Genomic DNA, 15,293 nt, shown 5'->3' with positions numbered 1-15,293 from the left:
GCAAAAGAGGAGTGGGATGGATGCCGCAGAAGAGACCGACGCCCTCACGATCGGTCGACGCATCCGACAGTTGCGCACCGCGCGCGGGATGACGCTCGACGACCTCGCCTCGGCGGTCGATCGCGCCCCCAGTCAGATGTCGATGATCGAGACCGGCAAGCGAGAGCCGAAGCTCACGCAGCTGCAGATGATCGCCCGCGCGCTCGGCGTCACCATCGATGCGCTGCTGGAGGGGGAGCCGCTCGACGAACGCAGCGCGGTCGAGATCGCGCTGGAGCGGGCGATGAAGGGACAGACGTTCCAGGCCCTCGGCATCGAGCCGTTCCGGATCGCGAAGAGCGTGCCGACCGACGCGTTGAAGGCGCTGCTGGCGCTGCACGGCGAGATCGACCGGCTCAAGGACGAGCGGGCCGCCACCCCGGAGGAGGCTCGGCGGGCGAACGTCGAGCTGCGGCACCTCATGCGTCGTCAGGACAACCACTTCGCTGACCTCGAGGCGAAGGCCGCGGAGATCCTCGCCGCCGTCGGGCACCCCGGTGGCCCCCTCACCCAGCGCACCGCCTCCGAGATCGCGGCGTACCTCGGGTTCACGCTGCACTACGCGCCCGACCTGCCGCAGACCACCCGCAGCGTCGCGGACCTCGCGAACGGAAGGCTGTACCTGTCCAGCAGCGTGCCGGCCAAGGGCGATGCCCGCACCGCGGTGCTGCAGGCGCTGTCGAGCCGCATCCTCGGGCACTCCGAGCCGCGCAGCTACGCCGAGTTCCTGCGGCAGCGCGTCGAGACCAACTACCTCACGGGTGCGCTCCTCATCCCCGAGGGGCACGTGGTCCCGGCGCTGAAAGACGCCAAGCAGCGGCGGGCGATCTCGATCGAGGATCTGCGCGACGCGTACTCGGTGTCGTACGAGACGGCGGCGCATCGCTTCACGAACCTCGCGACGCGGCATCTCGACATCCCGGTGCACTTCCTCAAGGTGCACGAGTCGGGCACGATCACGAAGGCGTACGAGAACGACGACGTGAACTTCCCCACCGACCGTCTCGGGGCGATCGAGGGACAGATGTGCTGCCGCAAGTGGACGTCGCGAGTGGTGTTCGACGAGGACGACCGCTTCAACCCGTACTACCAGTACACCGATACCGGCAACGGGACCTACTGGTGCACCGCGCGGGTCGAGGCGTCGAGCGAGGGGCTGCACTCGGTCAGCGTGGGCGTGCGCTTCGATGACACGCGGTGGTTCGTCGGGCGCGACACCTCGCACCGCGGTGTCTCGAAGCACTCCGTCGAGGTCTGCTGTCGACGGGCACCTGCCGAGCTGGAAGAGCGCTGGCGCGAGAACTCCTGGCCCAATGTGAAGACTCCGCGCACGCTGCTGGCGACCCTGCCGACCGGGTCGTTCCCCGGCGTCGACACGACCGACGTGTACGAGTTCCTGGAGGCCCACGCCCCTCGCTGAGTCCCTGCCGCCCTTTCGCGGTTCGTCAAAAGTTAGTTCGATCTTGCTTAGTCAATCTTGACTATGTTACTTTCATCGAGCCATCAACGACGAACGGCCGAGAAGGGACCCTCATGGCTACTTCCTCTGCGGAAACCCGATTCCGCATCACTGCCACCCTGACGTGCGTTCTCGCCGCCACGCTGACGCTCGGAGCATGCTCCGCGCAGACGCCAGGCGGCGATACCGCCCCCACGAGTGCGAGCGACACCGACGCCTGCAAGCGGAATCAGGATGCCGGCACCATCACCTACATCTCCGGTTACGGCTACTCCGCCAGCGCCGGGCAGCTCGACGTGTTCCTCGCCGAGGAGCTGGGCTACTTCGACGATCTCTGCCTGGACGTGGAGATCAACGCCTCCGGTGCGAACGGGCAGCAGCTCGTGGCATCCGGCCAGGCGCAGTTCACCGCTCTCGGCTCCGCATCCGATGTGATGCTGGCAGCGGCGAACAGCAAGAACCTCACGGCGGTCGCGACCTACGGCACCACCCCGCCGTTCTCGATCTTCGGCAACGAGAAGCTCGAGAGCCTCACCGACCTCGAGGGGGGATCGCTCGGATACTTCATCAACCTGACCCCGATCGCCTCGGCCATGCTCGATGAGGCCGGTGTCGACGTGTCGAAGGTCGAGATGGTCAAGATGACCAACTACGACCCGACCGTCGTCGTGCGTGAGCAGGTCGACGCCATCGTCGGCTACGCGTCCAACCAGCCGCAGTCGCTCAAGGCGCAGGGTCTGCCGTTCAGCGAGTTCCTCCCCTCCGACCTCGGGGTCGAGGGCACGTACAACGTGATGGAGGTCAACTCCCGCTTCCTCGACGAGCACCGCGAGGTCGCTGCGGACTTCATGCGGGCGAGTCTCAAGGCGCTGCAGTACTGCCTGGACGAGTCGGACGCCTGCATCGACACACTCGCGAAGCTGGCAGAGGACAACAACCAGGGCGCCGCGTTCCCGCGCGATCAGCTCGCCCGCACGTGGGAAGTGGAGTCCGCATGGGTCCGGGAGAGCGCCGGCGGTAACCCCGGCGTGCAGAACGAGTCCATGTGGGAGCCCGAGTACGCCCTCGTGAAGAAGTACGGCGGCGTCAAGGACCTGCCCGCGATCGCCGACATGATGGACGCCGACCTGGTCGCCGACCTCTACGACGGTGACACTCTGACATGGCCGGCGAAGTGATGTCGGTCGCACAGGGCACGGGCGTCGAGGTCAGGAACGTCTCGAAGTCGTTCGGCGTCGACGGCGCCGAGGTCACGGTGCTCGACGACGTGAATCTGACGATCGGCATGGGCGAGTTCGTGTCGGTGATCGGCCCGAGCGGCTGCGGCAAGTCCACGCTGCTCAAGGTCGTCGCCGGTCTCCTCGAGGCCGATTCCGGCACGGTCACGATCGACGGTGAGAGCGTCACAGCGGCATCGCGGGACAAGAAGATCGGCCTCGTGCCGCAGTCGCCCGCGCTGCTGCCGTGGAAGACCGTGCGCGAGAACGTCGAGCTCCCGGTGCGCATCAACGCCAAGGCGAACGCCGGAAGGGCTCTGCGCGATCCGGCGGAGCTGCTGTCGACGTTCGGTCTCGGGCAGGCGATGACGAAGTATCCCGGGCAGTTGTCCGGCGGCATGCAGCAGCGTGCCGCGATCGCCAGGGCCTTCGTGTTCGACCCCGCCATCATGCTGATGGACGAGCCGTTCTCGGCCCTCGACGAGATGAACCGGGACCTGCAGCGCATCGCCCTGCTGGAGTTCTGGCAGTCCAACCGGAAGGCCGTCATGTTCGTCACGCACTCCGTGCCGGAGGCGATCATGCTCTCCGACCGCATCGTGGTGATGGCCGCCCACCCCGGGCGCATCGCCCAGGTGATCGACGTCGACCTCCCGCGGCCGCGCACCGAGGAGGCCTATGCGACGGACGAGTTCCGCGAGCTGGAGGCAGTCGTGCGCGGTGCGCTGCGCGCGCAGACGGAGAAGGCCCATGTCTGAGCTGACGATGAGAGACACCACCGCGACCCTCGCGACCGCCCGCCTGAAGGCCCAGCCGCGCCGGGGCGTCCCGCCGTGGCTGCGCTGGGGGTCGTGGGGTCCCACCCTGATCACCTTCGTGATCGCCGCACTGCTGTGGCAGATCGTGGCCTGGACCAACCCGTATGTGCTTCCGACACTCGAGGCGATCGGCGGGAGTCTCGTCGACGATGCCGGCATGTACTGGTCGAACTTCCTCGTCACCCTGCTCGAGGTCGTGGTCGGTGCCGCCGCAGGCATCCTCGCCGGCTTCCTGCTGGCGGTGGTGATGGCGGAGTTCCAGATCATCGAACGGGCCGTGATGCCGCTCGTGATCATCGTGATGGTGACGCCGATCGTGGCGATCGCCCCGGCGCTGGTCGTGGCCTTCGGCTTCGGGATGGTCCCGAAGTTCATCGTGACCGGGCTTGTGGTCTTCTTCCCGATGCTGGTGAACTCGCTCGCCGGTCTGCGTGATGTCGACCAGAAGGCTCTCGACGTCTTCAAGACGCTGCACGCCTCGCGGTGGGAGATCTTCCGCGAGCTGCGCTTCCCCGGCAGCATGCCCTACGTGTTCGCGGGGCTCCGCATCGCCCTGCCGCTCGCGGTCGTCGGCGCGGCGGTCGCCGAGTTCGTCGCGGCAGGTCAGCAGGCCGGCCTCGGTTCGCTCGTGACCACCTCGGCCGCGCAGGCGAATCTGCCCGTCACCTGGGCCAGCATCGCCCTGCTGTGTCTGCTCGGTGTGCTGCTGATCATCGTCCTCGCCCTGGTGCGCAAGCGCGTGCTCTGGTGGAGCGACGGCGAGGTCACCGCCAAGGGCTGACGCGGCGCCCCCATCCCGGGACGGGAGCCCCCGACCCGTCCCGGGGTTCCTCCGGCGTGCCCGGAACCACCCCAGAAAGACCAGAACCACCCACAAGGAAGGCACCCGCACATGACCGATCAGAACACCGTCAAGCCGCTGCGTCTCGGCCTCTTCGAGAACGCCCAGGCGAACGACTCCGGTACGGCGACCTGGCGACACCCCGACAACGGGCGCTACCTGTTCGACAAGCTCGAGTACTGGCGCGACACCGCCCGCATGGTCGAGGACGCCGGGTTCGACTTCCTCTTCCTCGCGGATGCCTGGGGCTGGGCCGACGTCGCCGGCGAGCGTCCCGACATCTGCTCGGTGGAGGGGCTGGACCTGCCGCGCCTCGACCCCGCGATCATCCTCGCCGCCCTCATCCCGGAGACCACGCGACTGGGACTCGTCGCCACGGGGTCGACGTTGCTGGAGCCGCCCTATGCCTTCGCGCGCCGCATGGCGACGCTCGACATCCTCTCCGGCGGACGCATCGGCTGGAACGTCGTCACCACGGGCACCGCCGACACCGCGGTGCAGGGCTTCGGTGTGCCGATGGTCGGCCACGACGAGCGCTACCTCATGGCCGACGACTTCATGCAGGTCGTGTACAAGCTGTGGGAGCAGGCCTGGGAGGAGGGCGCGCTGGAGCGCGACAAGTCCGGCCGCTTCGCCGATCCGTCCAAGGTGCACCGCATCGCGCACGACGGCCCCTACTTCCGCTCGCACGGCTACGGCAACACCTCGCGCTCGCCGCAGGGCACCCCGGTGCTGTTCCAGGCCGGTGCGTCACCCGCAGGCCGCGAGTTCGGAGGCAAGCACGGGGAGGCGATCTTCGTCGGCAGCGGCTCGGTCGAGCAGCTCCGTGCCCACTCCGCCGCGATCCGTGAGGAGGCGGTCAAGAACGGCCGCGCGGCCGACGAGGTGAAGATCATGTCGGCGTTCGCCGCGATCGTCGGCAGCACGGAGGAGGAGGCGCAGCGCAAGTACGCCGAGGTCGCCGATGCGCAGAACCCCGACGTCACGGTCGCCTCGTACGCCTGGTTCACCGGGCTCGACCTCTCGGCCTACGCGCCGAGCACTCCGATGTCAGAGCTGAGCACCGAGCTGTCGCAGACGCAGGTGGCCCGCTTCGCCGACAAGACCGTGGGCGACGTGCTCGGCGACTGGCACGCGCACGGCGTCGGCGCCCGCCCGATCGTGGGCACCCCCGAGCAGGTGGCGGACCGGATGATCGAGCTCGCCGACGGTGCCGACCTCGACGGCTTCCTGTTCGCCCCCGTCATCCCGCCGGCCTCGACCGTCGACTTCATCGAGCACGTGCTGCCGATCCTCAAGGAGCGCGGTGCGGTGGTCGAACCCTCGTCGGAGCCGCAGTCGCTGCGTGAGCGTCTGATCGGCACGCCCACTCCTGCGCTCGCCGACTCGCACACGGGCTCGCAGTACCGGCGGACGATGTCGCGTGTCTGACACCCGCACCGGTGTCGCCGTGGTGGGGAGCGCGAACCTCGACCTGGTCGTCGAGGTCTCGCGCCCCCCGCTCGTCGGTGAGACCCTGCTCGGTCGCGCTGGCGGACGCTTCTCCGGAGGGAAGGGCTTGAATCAGGCCGTCTCCTCCGCGCGCAGCGGCTCTCGCACCCGCTTCTGCGCGGTCGTCGGGCAGGATGAGGCCGCTGACGTGCTCGAGCGGACGCTGTCGGACGCCGGCGTGACGACTGTCCTGCGCCGCAGCGCCGCCGCTCCCACCGGCGTTGCCCACGTGCTGGCCTTCGCCGACGGGGACAACAGCATCATCGTGGCTGCCGGTGCGAACGCCGAGCTCGACGCGGACGATGCGATCGCCGGGATCGAGGGCGCCGCGGTCGTGCTCGCCCAGCTGGAGGTCCCGGCCGCGAGCGTGTCCGCCGCGCTGCATGCGGGACGGATGGCCGGCGCGCTGACGATCCTCAACGCCGCGCCCGCCCACCCCGCCGCGGTCGAGATGCTCCCCGATGTCGATGTGCTGGTGGTGAACGAGACGGAGTGCGCCGAGCTCGGCGGTATCGACCGGCTGCATGCGGCGGGTGCACGGACCATCGTGCTCACCCAGGGCGCCGGGGGAGTGGTCCTCCACCGCACGGGGCGCGACCCCCTGCACACTGAGGCCTTCCGGATCGACCCGGTCGACACGACCGGGGCCGGCGACGCGTTCTGCGGGGCCCTGGCTGCGTCCCTCGCCCGCGGCGACGGGATCGAGGAAGCTCTGATCGGCGCCTCCGCGGCCGGAGCCATCGTGGCCCAGCACCGCGGGGCGACCACCGCGGCCTTGTCCGCCGAGTCGATCGCGACGCTCGTCGCCTCGCGCTGAGCCTCTACTCCGTGCGGGCGGCGTCGTCGTCCGTGCTCACCGTCTCGCCGGCGAAGGTGTATTCGCCGCCGCGGAGGCGTTCCAGCAGGTCGAGCAGCCACTGCTTCTCGGCAGTGAGGCGGGCGGTGGAGAGGTCGAAGATCTCGCGTACGTACTTCGGGGTCGTCTCGGAGCGCAGCGTGTCCTGCACGTCGAAGCCGTTCTGAGTGATGATCGCGTCGCTCTTGATGAGGCGATGTTCGAGGCCGGCGATGACCTCCTGCCGGCTCAGCACGAACATGAACGAGGCGACGGTCATGATGGCCTGGGTGTCGAAGGCGGCGACGTTCCAGAGGTTCTCCCGCAGCATCCGCTGGAGCTCGACCTCGCCGGACGGTGTGATGCGATAGGTCGTGCGCGCGGGGCGCTTGCCCTCGGCCTCGGTGCCGCTCTCGGCGATGTAGCCGTCGACCTCGAGGGCGCGCAGGGCGTTGTAGATGGATCCGGGCTGGATGTGCGCCCACTCGTCGACATGCCACGTCATGAGCTCTCGGCGGAGGAAATACCCGTGTACGGGTTGGAACTGCTTCACGGCGCCGAGGACGACGAGGCGGGTGGTCGACATGCCCCTCATGCTAACGGCTGGGGTCCAAGATTCCGGTTGTTTGCATGATCAAAGTTGCCTATTATCGAAACTAGTCAAAGTTGACTAACGAAAGGAAGCCGAAATGACGTCTGCCGTGACCGAAGCCCTCCCGCGCGACCTCGCCCTCCGCCGGGCGTTCTCGGTATACCCGACCGGCGTCGTCGCCCTCGCTGCGCACATCGACGATCGGGCTGTGGGGATGGCGGTCAACTCCTTCACGTCGATCTCGCTCGAACCGGCGCTCGTCGCCATCAGCGCGGCGCGCACCTCGAAGACCTGGCCGGTGCTGCGCGAGGTCCCCGAACTCGGCATGAGTGTGCTGGCCGCGCACCACGAGCCGCTCAGTCGTTCGCTGTCGGCGCGTGAGGGAGACCGGTTCGGCGGTCACGAGTGGCAGCGCACCGACGGTGGGGCCGTGCTCATCTCGGATGCCGCGCTCTGGCTCACCTGCCGCCTGCACAGCACATTCGATGGCGGGGATCACGAGATCGCGCTGTACGAGATCGCCGATCTCACGCTGTTCGACGACGTCGAGCCCCTCGTCTTCCACCAGAGCCGCTATCGCGCCATCGCCGCCCCCGAGAGCGCGTGAGCGCTCAGCCGCTCGGGGCGATCGCCGGCCTCGTCGTCCCCGGTGACGGTCGGGGACGGGAGCTCGGCTTCCCGACGGCGAACCTGGAGCTCGCGGACGACAGCCTCCCCGACGACGGCATCTACGCGGCATGGGTCCGGATCGATGGAGCCGCGCATCCCTGGGCGGCGAGCGTCAGCGTCGGAGCGAACCCGACCTTCGACGGCGACCGTGAGCGGCGGGTCGAGGTGCATCTGCACGACGCGGACATCGACCTGTACGGCCGACGAGTGGATGTGACCCTGATCGCGCTGCTGCGTCCGATGCTCCGATTCGACCGCGTCGACGACCTGATCGCCCAGACCGCGGAGGATGTGGTCCGCTGCCGCTCCGTGTTGGGCGCGCCGCCGATCGGTCCTGGCTGATCGTTCCGGTCGCACTCTCTCTCGGAAAAGCGCCGGATTGGCGGCACGAACTGCGACCGGAACGACTTGCCAGGGCTCAGTCGCGAGCGGTCTGCAGAATCGTCCAGAGCTCCGCGCGCGCGGGAAAGGTCGACAGATCGATGTCGAGCAGCGCACCCGCATGGGCGATGCGGGAGCGCAGCGTGTGCCGATGCACCCCGAGTGCGATCGCGGCGGATTCGGCCTTGGCGTCGTGCTCCAACCAGGTGCGCAGCGAGCGCTCGAGCTCGGCGTCGGTGCGGGCATCGTGTTCGCGGATCGGTGCGAGGCGTGATTCCGCGACCAGGCGTGCCTCATCCGTCGCGAGTGCGGTGAGGATGCGGGAACCGACGGTGTCGGCATAGCGTGCGACGCCGTGGGTGCCCTGTTGCCGCAGTGCGGTGAGTGCCTGAGCGTGCGCCCGGGAGAAGGAGCTGTACCCCTCGGGCTCGGAGACGCCGATGCGGATGCCGAAGCGCGCGGCCGCCTCATCGAGCAGGGACTCATCACCGACGGAGAGGCACATCGTCACGCCGTCCTCGGACTCGGCCAGGAAGACGGCGGTGCCGTGCTCGACCCGGTTCCGCTCCCACCAGTCCGCGAGCGGGCCGGCCGGGGCATCGGCGGCGACAGCCACGACCACCGGAGCGGGCGGCATGCTCCCCAGAACTCTTCTGGCCAGGCCCGGGTCGTCGGCGAGGAGCGAGCCGAGGAGCTGTGCATGCAGGCGTCGGCGGCTCCGTGCGAGCTGTTCGCTCTGCTCCATCGCGAGTCCGGCCATCGCGATCACCGATGTCACGACCGACCGTGCTTCCGGGTCCAGCGCGTCGATGGCGAGGGCGATCACCCCGCGCAGATGCCCGCCGCGACCGACGGTGAACAGCATGAACGTATGCTCGCCGAGGACCAGCGACTGCCCGGCTTCGAGCCCACGGGTGAGGATCTCCATCACCCGCTCGCCCAGGGCGTCGCGCACCTCGGTGTCGAGGCGGTCCCGGGGGTGGGAGGCGACGACCGTTCCCGCGGCGTCGAACATCCCCGCCCAGACCTCGAGCCGTCGTCCGAGTTCCGCGATCGTCGCATCGAGACCGCTCGGGCGCAGGGCTGCGAGGGCGAGGGCGCGCTGTGTGTCCAGCGCCCAGGATCGGCGGGCATAGGCCTGCGCGGCGATCGCCTCGGAGTGGGCGCGGGCGACCGCGATGAACGGTGTGCGGTACGGCACGGTGAACAGGGGCATGCCGTGCGTGGCGCAGGCGGTGACCAGCTCGTCCGGAACGCCCGAGCGGTGCACCTCGGTGCCGAAACCGAGTCCGAGGACACCCCGATCGGCGAGGCGACCGACGTAGGTGTCGATGCCGACGGCCTCGTCGAACTGTGTGCCGGTGGTCAGCAGGGCGAGGTCTTCCGAGAGGAACGGTGTCGGATCGGCCAGGTCCGAGCTGTGCACCCAGCGCAGGGGACGGTCGAGAGCTCCGTCCGCCAGCTCGGCCTCGCGGGGGACGAGTGCGAGTCCGAGATCGCGGCGACGCAGCAGGGCGCGCAGTGTCGGCTGCTCGGTCGTGGGCACGGCGCGTCCTCCCGCATGTACAAGGTGGCGAATTCTTCTTCTAGATTGTACGCGTCGGCGAGTGCGGGGGTCTTCGGCACCGCCGTACGCTCGCGATCATGGCACTCCTCGACACCGCAGCCCCCGCAGTCCCTCTCGGCGGACCCGACCTCCCGCAGGAGCGTCGTCTGGTCACGGACCTCCCCGGGCCCCGCTCGGCCGAGGTGCTCGCGCGCAAGGCGGATGCCGTGGCAGCGGGTGTCGGCCACACCGTGCCGATCGCCGCCGTCGCGGCCGGCGGCGGAGTCGTCGTCGATGCCGACGGGAACTCCCTCATCGACCTCGGCTCGGGCATCGCCGTGACCACGGTCGGCAACGCGCACCCGAAGGTCGCCGCCGCCGTCGCCGCCCAGGCCGCGCAGTTCACCCACACCTGCTTCATGATCTCGCCCTACGAGTCGTACGTCGACGTCGCCGAAGCGCTCAACCGCGTCACCCCCGGTGGATTCGCCAAGAAGAGCGCCCTGTTCAATTCGGGAGCGGAGGCGGTCGAGAACGCCATCAAGATCGCCCGCAAGCACACCGGCCGCCAGGCGGTCGTCGCCTTCGACCACGGCTACCACGGCCGAACGAACCTGACCATGGCGCTCACCGCCAAGTCGATGCCCTACAAGAGCGGGTTCGGTCCGTTCGCCCCCGAGGTCTACCGCGCGCCGATGTCGTACCCGTTCCGTGACGGGCTCGAGGGTGGCGAGGCCGCTGCCCGCGTGATCCTCCAGCTCGAGAAGCAGATCGGCGCCGACAACCTGGCCGCGGTCATCATCGAGCCGATCCAGGGCGAGGGCGGCTTCATCGTCCCCGCCGACGGCTTCCTGCCGGCGATCGTCGACTGGTGCCGCGCGAACGGCGTCGTCTTCATCGCCGACGAGGTGCAGACCGGATTCGCCCGCACGGGGCACATGTTCGCGAGCGAGATCTTCGGCATCGAGCCCGACCTGATCACCACCGCCAAGGGGATCGCCGGCGGTCTTCCGCTCGCCGCCGTCACCGGCCGCGCGGAGATCATGGACGCCTCGCACTCCGGTGGTCTGGGCGGCACCTACGGCGGGAACCCGATCGCGTGCGCCGCGGCGCTCGCGTCGATCGGCGTGTTCGAGAACGACGGGGTGATCGAGCGTGCCCGGGAGATCGGCACGATCCTCATGGACCGCCTCACCGCGATCCAGGAGAGCGACCCTCGCATCGGCGACATCCGTGGCCACGGTGCGATGATCGCGGCCGAGTTCGTCGACCCCGAGACCAAGGCACCGAACGCCGCTCTCACGGCCGCGGTCGCCAAGGCCTGCATCGCGCAGGGCGTCATCGTCCTCACCTGCGGAACTTACGGCAACGTCATCCGCTTCCTTCCTCCGCTCTCGATCGGCGACGACCTGCTGAACGAAGGCCTCGACGTCGTGGCCGCCGCCCTCGCCGCGGCCACGGAATGATGTGCAGGCCGCGCCTCCGCGTGGCCTGACCCCCTGTCCGGTCGCGACCCCAATCGGGGGATTTCGGGTCGCGACCGGCACTACTTCCCAACGAAGGAGTTGCAGATGTCTGAGATCACCCGCGATGTACTGATCATCGGTGCCGGAGCCGCAGGGCTCACGGCGGCGAACGACCTCCGGAAGGCCGGCCTGTCGGTCGCCGTGCTGGAAGCCCGCGACCGCGTCGGCGGACGACTGTGGACCGACGTCATCGACGGGGCCATGCTCGAGATCGGCGGCCAGTGGGTCTCGCCCGATCAGGATGCGCTCAAGGACGCGATCGAGGAGCTGGGGCTCGAGACCTACAGCCGCTACCGCGAAGGGGACAGCGTCTACATCGGACCCGATGGGCAGGTGCACCGCTTCACCGGCGAGATGTTCCCCGTCGCCCCGGAGACCGAGGCGGAGATCGCCCGGATCACCGACATCCTGGATGCGCTCGTCGCCGAGATCGACCCGGATCGTCCCTGGGCGCACCCGAGCGCCGCCGACTGGGACTCCATCACCTGGGATGCGTGGCTGCGTCAGCAGACCGACGACGACGAGGCCGTACGGAACCTGGCCTTCGCCACGGGATCCGCGATGCTCACCAAGCCGACGCACGCGTTCTCGCTGCTGCAGTCGCTGCTGATGGCCTCGTCCGCCGGTTCCTACTCGAACCTCGTGGATGCCGACTTCATCCTCGACAAGCGGGTCGTCGGCGGGCTCCAGCAGGTGCCGCTGCGTCTCGCCGAGCGTCTGGGCGACGATGTGCTCCTCAACCAGCCCGTGCGCAGCCTCGAGTGGTCGGATGCCGGCGTCGTCGCCACCACCGACGACCTCACGGTCCGTGCCCGCCATGCGATCCTCGCGCACGCGCCGGTGCTGTACAGCCGCATCTCGTTCGTGCCGCCGCTGCCGCGCCGCCAGCACCAGCTGCACCAGCACCTCTCGATGGGCTTCGTCATCAAGGTGCACGCGGTCTACGACCGTCCGTTCTGGCGCGAGCAGGGCCTCAGTGGCACCGCGTTCAGCCCGTACGAGCTCTCGCACGAGGCCTATGACAACACGAACCACGGCGATGAGCGCGGCACCCTGGTCGGCTTCGTGTCCGACGCCAACGCCGACGGGGTCTTCGAGCTCTCGGCCGAGGAGCGCAAGGAGCGCATCCTCGAGTCGCTGTCGCACTACTACGGTCCCGAGGCCAAGAACCCGGTCGTCTACTACGAGAGCGACTGGGGCAGTGAGGAATGGACGCGCGGCGCCTATGCCGCGAGCTTCGACATGGGCGGCCTGCACCGGTACGGCGCGGATCTCCGCACCCCCGTCGGCCCGATCCACTTCGCCTGCAGCGACATCGCCGGTGCCGGGTACCAGCACGTGGACGGCGCGATCCGGATGGGGCACCTGGTGGCCTCGAACATCGTCGAAGCAAGCCGTGAGAACGGCTCCGCAGAGAGCGTCGGCTGATGAGCGGCTCGGTCGTCGTGGGGTACACGGCGACGGATGCGGGAGCGGATGCTGCCGCCCTCGGTGCGCGGCTCGCCCGCAGCCTCGGCGCGACGCTGCACCTGGTGATCGTGCTTCCCAACGAGGGCACCCGCAACGCCGCGGTGCCGCCGGAGCGGGCCTACGAAGAGCACATCAGGGCGCAGGCCAAGAAGTGGCTCGGCGAGGCCGTGGTCAGCCTCCCGCAGGAGCTGACCCGCAGCGGTCACGTGCGCTTCTCCGAGTCGTTCGCCGAAGGGCTGATCGCCGCCGGTGAGGAGTTCGGCGCCAGGGTCATCGTGATCGGCGCAGCGGGTGGTGGCATCTTCGGACGCCACCGTCTCGGCAGCGTCGCCTCCGAGCTCCTGCACTCGTCGACGATCCCGGTGGCCCTCGCCCCCGTGGGGACCGCGCAGCAGGACGACCACGTGATCCCGCGCGTCACCGTCGCGGTCGGCTCGCGGCCGGGCGCCGACGCCCTTCTCGACGAGGCCGTGGCCATCGCCGGCGACAGCGGTGTCGATCTCCGACTCGTGTCCCTCGTGCCGTTCGACGTGCCTCCGGGGCTCGACACCGGCGCGATCCGCACGGTCGGCGAGACGCATGCGCAGGAGGTGCTGGCGGTGGCGACGGAGCTGCTGCCGGACGGTCGCACCGCCGCGGTCGAGAAGGCACCGGGCGACTCCGTCGAGGATGCCGTCGCGCAGCTCCACTGGCTTCCCGGGGAGGTCGTCCTCGTCGGCTCCAGCCGCCTGGCCCAGCCCCGTCGTCTCTTCCTGGGGTCCACAGCAGCGAAGATGCTGCACGAGCTCCCCGTCCCCATGATCGTCGTCCCGCGCACCCGCAACGAGGCAGGAGAACGCTGATGAGCAGCACCAACCGGGCGACGGAGCCCGAATCCGGTGTCACCACCGGTATCTCCACGAAGGGCCTGAGCGCCGGAACGGTCGGCCTCATCGGCGCGGTCGTGATCGGCATCTCGTGCATCGCGCCCGCATACACGTTCACCGCGGCCGTCGGCCCGGTGGCGTCCACGGTGGGGTCGCAGATCCCCGCCATCATCCTCGTCGGGTTCATCCCGATGCTCCTGGTCGCCTTCGGCTACCGTGAGCTGAACAACCGGATGCCCGACTCCGGCACCTCGTTCACGTGGGCTGCCCGTGCCTTCGGACCGTGGGTCGGCTGGATGGCGGGCTGGGGCCTGGTGGTCGCCACGATCCTGGTGCTGTCGAACCTCGCCGGCATCGCGGTCGACTTCCTGTTCCTGCTGATCTCGCAGATCACCGGCAATCCGGACATCGCCGGACTGGCGAGCGTCACCTGGATCAACATCAGCGTGTGCCTGCTGTTCATGCTCGGCGCGACCTGGGTCTCGTACCGCGACATGCAGACGACGCAGAAGCTGCAGTACTGGCTGGTGAGCTTCCAGATCCTCGTCCTCGTCTTCTTCGCGATCTCGGCGATCGTCCAGGCCGTCGCCGGCAACGGCTTCGACTACCAGCCGTTCGATCTCAACTGGTTCAACCCCTTCGCGATCTCGTCGTTCAGCGCGATCGCAGCCGGCCTCTCGCTCTCGATCTTCATCTTCTGGGGCTGGGACGTCACGCTCACCATGAACGAGGAGACCAAGGATCCCGAGAAGACCCCGGGGCGTGCGGCCACCCTCACGGTGCTCACGATCGTCTCGCTGTACCTGCTGCTCGCCGTCGCGATGATCATGTTCGCCGGCGTCGGAACCGGTGCACTGGGACTCGGCAACGAGGACATCCAGGAGAACGTCTTCTTCCACCTCTCCGGCCCGATCCTCGGTCCGCTCGCGTTCCTCGTCTCGCTCGCCGTGCTCACCAGCTCGGCCTCGTCGCTGCAGTCGACGTTCGTGGGACCGGCGCGCACGCTGCTCGCGATGGGGCACTACGGCGCGCTGCCCAAGTCGTTCGCGAAGGTCAGCCCGCGCTTCTTCACGCCCGGATACGCGACGATCGTCTCGGCGATCGTGGCATCGGCCTTCTACGCCGTCATGCGCGTGGTCAGCGAGGACACGCTGTGGGACACCATCCTCACGCTCGGCATGATGATCTGCTTCTACTACGGGATCACCGCCTTCGCGTGCGTCTGGTACTTCCGCAAGCAGTGGTTCGACTCGACGCGGAACTTCTTCTTCACGTTCCTGTTCCCGCTCGTCGGCGGAGCGATCCTCGCGGTGCTGTTCTTCACCACGCTGATCGACTCGATGGACCCCGCCTACGGGTCCGGTTCGCAGATCGGCGGCGTCGGCATCGTCTTCATCCTCGGGATGCTGATCATCGTCGTCGGCATCGTCGTCATGATCTGGAACGCGGTCCGACGGCCCGCGTTCTTCCGCGGACAGACGCTGAGCATCGACGCACCGCCCAGCCGACGCCCGCGCTCCTAGCCCTCCTCACAGAAAGAGAA

General features: G+C 68.8%; 14 protein-coding genes. 12 read left to right on the top strand and 2 right to left on the bottom strand.

Annotated features, from left to right (window positions below; genetic code table 11):
* The first annotated feature begins 16 nt into the window (after positions 1-16).
* The 6 genes from FGL91_RS00570 to FGL91_RS00545 all read left to right on the top strand — a co-directional run bounded on the left by FGL91_RS00570 (position 17) and on the right by FGL91_RS00545 (position 6,682).
* Positions 17-1,459 (top strand): helix-turn-helix transcriptional regulator, encoded by a 1,443-nt coding sequence (locus FGL91_RS00570; protein WP_153242783.1) that lies wholly within the window; start codon positions 17-19, stop codon positions 1,457-1,459.
* Positions 1,460-1,572: 113 nt separating this feature from the next.
* Positions 1,573-2,676, top strand: a complete 1,104-nt coding sequence (locus FGL91_RS00565; RefSeq protein WP_131494301.1) for an ABC transporter substrate-binding protein — start codon at positions 1,573-1,575, stop codon at positions 2,674-2,676.
* Positions 2,661-3,473: an ABC transporter ATP-binding protein gene (locus FGL91_RS00560; protein ID WP_131494303.1), complete on the top strand. Its 813-nt coding sequence runs from the start codon at positions 2,661-2,663 to the stop codon at positions 3,471-3,473. Before FGL91_RS00565 ends, FGL91_RS00560 begins: the two co-directional genes overlap by 16 nt.
* Positions 3,466-4,314, top strand: coding sequence for an ABC transporter permease (locus FGL91_RS00555; RefSeq protein ID WP_047522375.1), 849 nt, complete (start codon positions 3,466-3,468; stop codon positions 4,312-4,314). Before FGL91_RS00560 ends, FGL91_RS00555 begins: the two co-directional genes overlap by 8 nt.
* A gap of 111 nt (positions 4,315-4,425) precedes the next feature.
* Positions 4,426-5,805 (top strand): NtaA/DmoA family FMN-dependent monooxygenase, encoded by a 1,380-nt coding sequence (locus FGL91_RS00550; RefSeq protein WP_047522373.1) that lies wholly within the window; start codon positions 4,426-4,428, stop codon positions 5,803-5,805.
* Positions 5,798-6,682: a ribokinase gene (locus FGL91_RS00545; RefSeq protein WP_153242781.1), complete on the top strand. Its 885-nt coding sequence runs from the start codon at positions 5,798-5,800 to the stop codon at positions 6,680-6,682. The genes FGL91_RS00550 and FGL91_RS00545 overlap by 8 nt, the downstream gene beginning before the upstream one ends.
* A gap of 4 nt (positions 6,683-6,686) precedes the next feature.
* Here FGL91_RS00545 and FGL91_RS00540 read toward each other — a convergent pair whose 3' ends face one another.
* The gene (locus tag FGL91_RS00540) at positions 6,687-7,286 is read right to left on the bottom strand and encodes a PadR family transcriptional regulator (RefSeq protein WP_047522369.1); all 600 of its coding nucleotides are present in this window, start codon (positions 7,284-7,286) and stop codon (positions 6,687-6,689) included.
* 103 nt (positions 7,287-7,389) lie between these two features.
* Between FGL91_RS00540 and FGL91_RS00535 the strand changes: the two genes are divergently transcribed.
* The gene (locus FGL91_RS00535) at positions 7,390-7,899 is read left to right on the top strand and encodes a flavin reductase family protein (RefSeq protein WP_131494309.1); all 510 of its coding nucleotides are present in this window, start codon (positions 7,390-7,392) and stop codon (positions 7,897-7,899) included.
* The gene (locus FGL91_RS00530) at positions 7,896-8,303 is read left to right on the top strand and encodes a riboflavin kinase (protein WP_153242779.1); all 408 of its coding nucleotides are present in this window, start codon (positions 7,896-7,898) and stop codon (positions 8,301-8,303) included. Before FGL91_RS00535 ends, FGL91_RS00530 begins: the two co-directional genes overlap by 4 nt.
* Before the next feature lie 76 nt (positions 8,304-8,379).
* Here the strand turns inward: FGL91_RS00530 and FGL91_RS00525 are convergent, their stop codons facing one another.
* Entirely contained in the window at positions 8,380-9,888 is a 1,509-nt protein-coding gene (locus FGL91_RS00525) for a PucR family transcriptional regulator (RefSeq protein ID WP_131494312.1), read from the bottom strand.
* Between the two features lie 98 nt (positions 9,889-9,986).
* Between FGL91_RS00525 and gabT the strand changes: the two genes are divergently transcribed.
* The 4 genes from gabT (at position 9,987) to FGL91_RS00505 (ending at position 15,273) form a co-directional block, all read left to right on the top strand.
* Positions 9,987-11,354, top strand: a complete 1,368-nt coding sequence (gene gabT, locus FGL91_RS00520; RefSeq protein WP_131494314.1) for a 4-aminobutyrate--2-oxoglutarate transaminase — start codon at positions 9,987-9,989, stop codon at positions 11,352-11,354.
* Positions 11,355-11,459: 105 nt separating this feature from the next.
* On the top strand, positions 11,460-12,842 hold the full coding sequence (locus tag FGL91_RS00515) for a flavin monoamine oxidase family protein (protein WP_047522362.1): 1,383 nt from the start codon (positions 11,460-11,462) through the stop codon (positions 12,840-12,842).
* Positions 12,842-13,726 (top strand): universal stress protein, encoded by an 885-nt coding sequence (locus FGL91_RS00510; RefSeq protein WP_131494316.1) that lies wholly within the window; start codon positions 12,842-12,844, stop codon positions 13,724-13,726. The genes FGL91_RS00515 and FGL91_RS00510 overlap by 1 nt, the downstream gene beginning before the upstream one ends.
* Positions 13,726-15,273, top strand: coding sequence for an APC family permease (locus FGL91_RS00505; protein WP_131494318.1), 1,548 nt, complete (start codon positions 13,726-13,728; stop codon positions 15,271-15,273). The genes FGL91_RS00510 and FGL91_RS00505 overlap by 1 nt, the downstream gene beginning before the upstream one ends.
* The last annotated feature ends 20 nt before the right edge of the window (positions 15,274-15,293 follow it).

The organism is Microbacterium sp. CBA3102 (genome assembly GCF_007954505.1).
GTDB classification, from domain to species: Bacteria; Actinomycetota; Actinomycetes; order Actinomycetales; family Microbacteriaceae; genus Microbacterium; species Microbacterium aurugineum.
Note: the sequence above shows the minus strand (reverse complement) of the source record. Positions and strands in the feature narration are given on the sequence as shown.

What these genes read in the sequence shown, in the direction of transcription:
- FGL91_RS00565 (WP_131494301.1), top strand. Translation starts at nt 1,573, where the DNA reads ATGGCTACTTCCTCTGCGGAAACCCGATTCCGCATCACTGCCACCCTG.
- FGL91_RS00570 (WP_153242783.1), top strand. Translation starts at nt 17, where the DNA reads ATGGATGCCGCAGAAGAGACCGACGCCCTCACGATCGGTCGACGCATC.
- FGL91_RS00560 (WP_131494303.1), top strand. Translation starts at nt 2,661, where the DNA reads ATGGCCGGCGAAGTGATGTCGGTCGCACAGGGCACGGGCGTCGAGGTC.
- FGL91_RS00550 (WP_047522373.1), top strand. Translation starts at nt 4,426, where the DNA reads ATGACCGATCAGAACACCGTCAAGCCGCTGCGTCTCGGCCTCTTCGAG.
- FGL91_RS00555 (WP_047522375.1), top strand. Translation starts at nt 3,466, where the DNA reads ATGTCTGAGCTGACGATGAGAGACACCACCGCGACCCTCGCGACCGCC.
- FGL91_RS00505 (WP_131494318.1), top strand. Translation starts at nt 13,726, where the DNA reads ATGAGCAGCACCAACCGGGCGACGGAGCCCGAATCCGGTGTCACCACC.
- FGL91_RS00515 (WP_047522362.1), top strand. Translation starts at nt 11,460, where the DNA reads ATGTCTGAGATCACCCGCGATGTACTGATCATCGGTGCCGGAGCCGCA.
- FGL91_RS00510 (WP_131494316.1), top strand. Translation starts at nt 12,842, where the DNA reads ATGAGCGGCTCGGTCGTCGTGGGGTACACGGCGACGGATGCGGGAGCG.
- gabT (WP_131494314.1), top strand. Translation starts at nt 9,987, where the DNA reads ATGGCACTCCTCGACACCGCAGCCCCCGCAGTCCCTCTCGGCGGACCC.
- FGL91_RS00540 (WP_047522369.1), bottom strand. Translation starts at nt 7,286, where the DNA reads ATGTCGACCACCCGCCTCGTCGTCCTCGGCGCCGTGAAGCAGTTCCAA.
- FGL91_RS00535 (WP_131494309.1), top strand. Translation starts at nt 7,390, where the DNA reads ATGACGTCTGCCGTGACCGAAGCCCTCCCGCGCGACCTCGCCCTCCGC.